Source organism: Rhodospirillaceae bacterium, assembly GCA_018660465.1.
Classification (GTDB): Bacteria; Pseudomonadota; Alphaproteobacteria; order Rhodospirillales; family JABJKH01; genus JABJKH01.
This window is the reverse complement of sequence record JABJKH010000037.1, coordinates 1-5,700: the sequence shown is the minus strand read 5'-3', so window position 1 is coordinate 5,700 and position 5,700 is coordinate 1. Positions and strand designations below refer to the sequence as shown.

Sequence of the window (5,700 nt, the reverse complement as noted above, 5' to 3'; positions counted from 1 at the left end):
GTCGGATTAAAGGATTGGTCGGTATGCCAGGCTTGGCCCAAGAGTTTCGGCGCTCCGGTGTCGGTTTTTACTTGGTTTGAAACGTAGGAGACGATGGGGCATTCCGGCACTTTATATTGCGAAAGATATTGTTCCATCGGATCGCCAAGTATTTTGGCAGCTTCTAGGAATTGGTGAACCGTGATATCTTGCCCGCGAAAGACGAGCACGACGTTTTCAACGAAAGCGCGGTTAATTTCTTCGGCGGTTTCCGTATCTATCGATACAGCAAGATCAAGCCCAATGACCTCAACGCCGAGGCCGCCTGATAAAGGTTTGATCTCATAGGTCATGAAATTATCCCCTTAAGATTGATCAGCCCAAGTGCTCAGGGCTGTTCCCAATTCTTTAGCGGTCGCGGCGTCAATGTCGAGGATTGTAAATCTGGATCCTTCGCGAATTCGTATCCGCATGACTCTGAGGCCGGTTTCATGAACCACATCTTGCAGGACGATTTCTCGGCCATACGGCGCCTCAAGCTTGGTTACTTCACGTATTGTTTCTTCACTCATCAGAGTCGTCACAAATCTCAGGGGCTTTCTTGCGTCTTGAGAAAGTACTTTTTCTGGTTGAGAAAGCGATCTCCAGCTTGGTTTGCCAATCACGCGGGGTATCTGGAAAATCCGGCTTAAAATCGAATTCCATCAAGGTCATGCCACGTTCCCCCAAAGCCGTGACGACTTTTAAAAGGTCGGCAAAGGTCACGACATCATGATTATGAATGACGATCTGGCTCAAGGGTATGATGTTTGAATCTTCATCCATTGTTGGCAGTCCTTGGTTAAATTTATAATGGCTCTAAGTATTAGCGATTCGATCAAGATAATAAACCCGATAAATGAGACGTTTATCTTCCGGGCTCAGATGGTCTTTGAATTCCGTCCGGTTATGGAGAACATTGTTGCCAACCAATCCTGAGCCTGGTTCCAATTTTACCCTAAACACAAATTTGGAATCGCTATTGAGTGTTCGCTCAAGAAATTCTAAAGCAGCTTTTACACGTGGATCATCCAACCATACCACAAAAGATTTGCGGGCCGTATAACGCATGTGGAGGCCGTTGGTTTTTGGATTAATCGATATCGCTGGGCCAGATTGTTCAGGACGAACAACCTGTCCGTTTTCAAGGTTAGCCGGGATTGTCAGCGCATTGGGCCGCATCAGGCCGTCGATAAGCTCGGGGTCTTCGTCGCGCAAAAGCATATAAGCGATTTCAGGGTCGAGCAGATGATTTATACCACCCTCAGCTGCGCCACGCACACAGTGTAAGATAAAGCCATTGATCAAATGATCTGCATCGTTATAGCAGCCATCCGTATGCCAGCCGAGGGCGCGGTCGGTGTAGGGAATATATGGGCTCTTTTCACCCTTGGATGCGACCGTAATTTCACTGACCCCATCTTCTTTGGTTGTTAGCGGGCTGTCGATCCGATTGAGGCCGAGGCTGGCCCCCAGATCAATCGGAATACTTTTTTCTTCACCGAGATTTTGGGGGGCAACGTATATCGCCATATTGGCCTTGCGACATATTTGAGTAAGAGCCTCAATCTCATGATGAGTTAGCTGTTTTGGAATGCCAACATCTACGCTTATGTCCTCAATGTGAGTGGGGTAGCCGCTAAGTTTCTCCTCTCGCCAACGCGCATAAACGTCGCTGTCTTTTAGGTTGGTAGGGAGGGGCATGAACAATCCCGTCAGGCGGTTGAAGCAGATTCCTCACATAAGCTAATCAACCGAATGAGTCTACGTTTTGATTATCATTTTTGTTAAACTTTTAATCAAAGTGAGCAATAAAATACACAATATAATAGTAGTATAAAGTTATGCACAATTAACGTCGGTATTTAATTAGAAAACACTGTAAAATTTCGGAATATTTTTATATTAGAATTTTCTTGATTACTGTTAAAAATTAATTGTAGAAATAGCCTCAAGTTGGGCAAAATAGTCTGAAAACTGGCTTGAAGTTTTAATTCTAAATCTTACGTGGTAGCTAGTTTTAAAAACAGGCACGGCGTCTAATAAGAGGCCGAAAGGGAGAGTTTCCGTGACCAAGAAAAAACATGAAACACCGTTATTGGATCAACTTAAGGGTGGCAAATGGCCGAGCTTTGTTGATGGCTTAAAGCGATTATCCAATGACGACGATAAGCAATATGCGCCGATGATGAATGACCTGCTTGGACAGTTGGAGCATTCATACGATACCAAGCTCGGTTATTGGAAAGGCGGCACGGTTAGTGTGTTTGGATATGGCGGTGGCGTCATTCCACGGTTTTCAAAAGTCGCTGAGGAATTTCCCGAATCGTCCGAGTTTCATACTCTACGTGTTCAGCCTCCTGCGGGCATGCATTACAGCACGGACCTCCTTCGCAACATGTGTGACATTTGGGAGGAGCACGGATCAGGTTTGATCGCGCTCCACGGCCAAAGTGGCGATATCATGTTCCAGGGCTGCACGACCGAAAATGTACAGAAAGCTTTTGATGGCTTGAACGAAATTGGCTTGGACATGGGCGGTGCCGGGCCAGCCTTGCGGACCTCAATGAGTTGCGTCGGTCACGCGAGATGTGAGCAGTCGTGCTATGATGAAGTGCGCGCCCACCGGACAATCATTAATGCGTTCCTGGATGAAATGCATCGGCCGGCACTTCCTTATAAATTCAAATTCAAATTTTCTGGCTGCGCGAATGACTGCGTAAACGCTATACACCGGGCTGATTTCGCGGTGATTGGCACCTGGCGTGACGACATGAAAATTGATCAGACTGAGGTCAAAAAATATGTCGAGAATGCGGGCCGTAAATACACCATCGACAACGTTATAACCCGGTGTCCGACTAACGCGTTGAGCCTCAATGATGACGACACATTGGAAGTTGATAATGCCAGCTGTGTCCGCTGCATGCATTGCCTCAATGTCATGACCAAGGCGTTGTCGCCGGGTGACGATAAGGGCATCTCTATTTTGATGGGCGGCAAGCGGTCTCTAAAAATTGGCGATCAGATGGGAACGGTCATCGTTCCATTCATGAAGCTTGAGACCGATGAAGATTTTGAGAAACTTGAAGAGCTGTCTGAAACCGTCATCGAGTTCTTTGCCGAGAACGCGCTTGAGCATGAGCGTGTTGGTGAGACCATCGACCGGATTGGCCTGCCCAATTTCCTTGAGGGAATTGGTGTTGAGATTGATCTCAATATGCTCAATCACCCGCGGACAAATTCCTACGTCAAAACTGACGAATGGGACGAAGAGGCTGCGAAGTGGCGTGAGCGGAAAGCCGCTGAAAACATTAAAACAGCTGCAGAATAGGACACAGGACATTGCTAGATAAACCAGACCAACCACGCCGTCCTGAAGAGCACGGTGTTCCGGATCCTTTTCCCTACATGCATCCGGTTCTCAAAAATAACTACGGCAACTGGAAGTGGCATGATCGGCTACGCCCAGGCGTACTGCACCATGTGTCCCACAGTGGTGAAGAAGTCTGGACCGTTCGGGCTGGCACGCAGCGCCAGATGGATGTTCACACGATTCGCAAGCTGTGTGATATTGCCGATACCTTTGCAGAAGGTCATGTCCGGTTTACGACGCGCAGCAACATCGAATTCATGGTCAGCAAAGTGGATATGGTTGGCCCTCTGATTGATGCGCTGGAAAACGAGGGTTTCCCGATTGGCGGGACCGGCAATTCGGTTTCAATGATTTCGCACACGCAAGGCTGGCTGCATTGCGATATTCCCGGCACCGATGCGTCTGGTGTGGTGAAGTCGCTGATGGATGATCTGCATGAAGAGTTCATTAAAGAGGAAATGCCCAACCGGGTCCGTATCACCACATCATGCTGCCAGATCAACTGCGGCGGCCAAGGTGATATTGCGATTAACGTGCAGTACACCAAGCCACCCGTGATCGATCATGACTCTGTTGCCAATGTTTGTGAACGCCCGGCAGTTGTCGCCCGTTGTCCTGTTGCGGCGATCCTTCCAGCGTTGGTCAACGGCAAACCGTCACTTGAGGTCGATGAAAAGAAATGCATCTGCTGCGGTGCCTGTTATGCGCCGTGTCCGCCGATGCAAATCAACAGCGAAGAATCGACCAAGATTGCTGTTTGGGTTGGTGGTAAGCATTCCAATGCACGCTCCAAACCAACCTTCCATAAGCTCGCGGTGGCAGGATTGCCGAACAATCCGCCCCATTGGCCGGAGGTCAACGAGGTGGTGATGAAAATCCTCTATGCCTATAAAGACAATGCTCGTGATTTCGAGCGTCTGGGTGAATGGATTGAACGCATCGGTTGGACGCGGTTTTTTGATCTCGCGGATATCCCGTTCACACGATTCCATATTGATGATTTTAGAGGTGCACGGGAAAGCCTGAACGCTTCTGCGCACATTCACTTCTAGGCATTTCTAGGGGCATTAGTTATTCGGCGGAGAAATATAAAGTATGAAATTAGGGATTTTGGTCAACGAGGGACCGTTTACCCATCAAGCTTCCGATTCAGCGTATCAATTTACCAAGGCAGCCTTGGAAAAAGGTCACGAAATAGTTCGGGTCTTTTTCTATCACGATGGTGTCAATAACGCGAATAAGCTTTCTGAGCCACAAAGTGACGACCGTAATCTTGTCGCACTCTGGTCCGAATTGGCCGAAGAGCATGGAGTCGAGCTGACAGTATGTGTCGCAGCTGCGATGCGCCGCGGCATCAAGGATGAGCTATTGGCCGCAGGGTTCGTAATTTCGGGCCTCGGCCAATTGGTTGAAGCTGGAATAGTTGGTGACCGGCTTGTCACGTTCGGCGATTAGAGGAACGAAGTGATGGATGAATACGAAGACGATGAATTCGACGGCCCGGTTAAGAAGTTCATGTTTGTGAACCGCAAAGCGCCCTATGGCACGGTTTATGCGCTTGAGGGATTGGAAGTCGTTCTAATCGCGGCAGCGTTCGATCAGGATGTCAGCATGGTATTTGCCGACGATGGCGTGTTCCAAATAAAGAAAGAACAGGAAACCAGCGGCATCAATATGAAGAATTTCTCTCCGACGTTTCGTGCACTTGAAGGCTACGACGTGGAAAAAGTTTATGCCGAGAAAGAATCATTGGAGGCCCGTGGGTTGAGCGAAGATGATTTGGTGATACCGGTCGAAGTCTTAAGTTCCAGCGAGCTTGCCGAGTTAATGGACACGCAAGAAGTCGTGATTACGTTTTAGGAGAAACCCTTGGCATTATTACATACGGTAAATAAATCACCCTTTGAGAGGAATGTGCTCTCGGACTGCTTGCGTCGCGCAAAGGACGGCAGTGCCGTTCTATTGATTGAAGATGGCGTGTACGCGGCGTTAGAAGGGACCTCAGCGACTGATGAGATTTCAAGCCGCACGGGAAGCATAAACTTTTTTGCCCTGGCACCGGATATCGAAGCTCGGGGATTAGGAAAAAAGCCGCTAATTGATGGGATTACTCTTGTTGATTATGGCGGTTTTGTTGATCTTGTGGAAGAATATAGCTCTGTTCAGTCCTGGCTTTGACAGACTGAAGTTGAAACGAAAGGAATTTATAAAATGGATTACAATGTAAACGATCAGACCATCGGTGCTGATGAAGAAGGCTACATCACTGATATGGGCACCTGGTCAAAAGAATTGGCCGATCAGAT

Annotated in this window: 10 protein-coding genes; 6 read left to right on the top strand and 4 right to left on the bottom strand. The window is 48.1% G+C overall.

The features are described from left to right. From HOM51_06435 to HOM51_06420, 4 genes are all read right to left on the bottom strand, one after another. On the bottom strand, positions 1 to 332 hold a 332-nt coding region (locus HOM51_06435), incomplete at its 3' end, for a TauD/TfdA family dioxygenase (protein ID MBT5034144.1). A 12-nt stretch (positions 333 to 344) separates the two neighbouring features. Beyond that, positions 345 to 551 carry a hypothetical protein gene (locus HOM51_06430; GenBank protein ID MBT5034143.1) on the bottom strand — a complete coding sequence of 69 codons (207 nt, stop codon included), beginning with the start codon at positions 549 to 551 and terminating at the stop codon, positions 345 to 347. Next, positions 544 to 804 carry a hypothetical protein gene (locus HOM51_06425; protein ID MBT5034142.1) on the bottom strand — a complete coding sequence of 87 codons (261 nt, stop codon included), beginning with the start codon at positions 802 to 804 and terminating at the stop codon, positions 544 to 546. The genes HOM51_06430 and HOM51_06425 overlap by 8 nt, the downstream gene beginning before the upstream one ends. 33 nt (positions 805 to 837) lie before the next feature. Further along, positions 838 to 1,722 carry a taurine catabolism dioxygenase TauD gene (locus tag HOM51_06420; GenBank protein MBT5034141.1) on the bottom strand — a complete coding sequence of 295 codons (885 nt, stop codon included), beginning with the start codon at positions 1,720 to 1,722 and terminating at the stop codon, positions 838 to 840. A 364-nt stretch (positions 1,723 to 2,086) separates the two neighbouring features. On the opposite strand from HOM51_06420, the gene dsrA reads away from it, so the two are divergent. From dsrA to HOM51_06390, 6 genes are all read left to right on the top strand, one after another. After that, entirely contained in the window at positions 2,087 to 3,352 is a 1,266-nt protein-coding gene (gene dsrA, locus HOM51_06415) for a dissimilatory-type sulfite reductase subunit alpha (protein ID MBT5034140.1), read from the top strand. Between the two features lie 77 nt (positions 3,353 to 3,429). Further along, positions 3,430 to 4,446 carry a dissimilatory-type sulfite reductase subunit beta gene (gene dsrB, locus HOM51_06410; GenBank protein ID MBT5034139.1) on the top strand — a complete coding sequence of 339 codons (1,017 nt, stop codon included), beginning with the start codon at positions 3,430 to 3,432 and terminating at the stop codon, positions 4,444 to 4,446. A 43-nt stretch (positions 4,447 to 4,489) separates the two neighbouring features. Continuing rightward, entirely contained in the window at positions 4,490 to 4,849 is a 360-nt protein-coding gene (tusD, locus tag HOM51_06405; GenBank protein ID MBT5034138.1) for a sulfurtransferase complex subunit TusD, read from the top strand. A 12-nt stretch (positions 4,850 to 4,861) separates the two neighbouring features. Continuing rightward, complete coding sequence (gene tusC / locus HOM51_06400; GenBank protein MBT5034137.1) at positions 4,862 to 5,254, top strand: sulfurtransferase complex subunit TusC; 393 nt, start codon at positions 4,862 to 4,864, stop codon at positions 5,252 to 5,254. A gap of 9 nt (positions 5,255 to 5,263) precedes the next feature. After that, on the top strand, positions 5,264 to 5,572 hold the full coding sequence (gene dsrH, locus HOM51_06395; GenBank protein ID MBT5034136.1) for a sulfurtransferase complex subunit TusB: 309 nt from the start codon (positions 5,264 to 5,266) through the stop codon (positions 5,570 to 5,572). A 33-nt stretch (positions 5,573 to 5,605) separates the two neighbouring features. Then, positions 5,606 to 5,700, top strand: a 95-nt coding sequence (locus HOM51_06390) for a sulfurtransferase TusE (GenBank protein MBT5034135.1), incomplete at its 3' end; no start/stop codon positions are given.

Coding starts and splice junctions, on each gene's coding strand:
- HOM51_06425 (MBT5034142.1), bottom strand. CDS start 804: ATGGATGAAGATTCAAACATCATACCCTTGAGCCAGATCGTCATTCAT.
- tusC (MBT5034137.1), top strand. CDS start 4,862: ATGGATGAATACGAAGACGATGAATTCGACGGCCCGGTTAAGAAGTTC.
- HOM51_06420 (MBT5034141.1), bottom strand. CDS start 1,722: ATGCCCCTCCCTACCAACCTAAAAGACAGCGACGTTTATGCGCGTTGG.
- tusD (MBT5034138.1), top strand. CDS start 4,490: ATGAAATTAGGGATTTTGGTCAACGAGGGACCGTTTACCCATCAAGCT.
- HOM51_06430 (MBT5034143.1), bottom strand. CDS start 551: ATGAGTGAAGAAACAATACGTGAAGTAACCAAGCTTGAGGCGCCGTAT.
- dsrB (MBT5034139.1), top strand. CDS start 3,430: ATGCATCCGGTTCTCAAAAATAACTACGGCAACTGGAAGTGGCATGAT.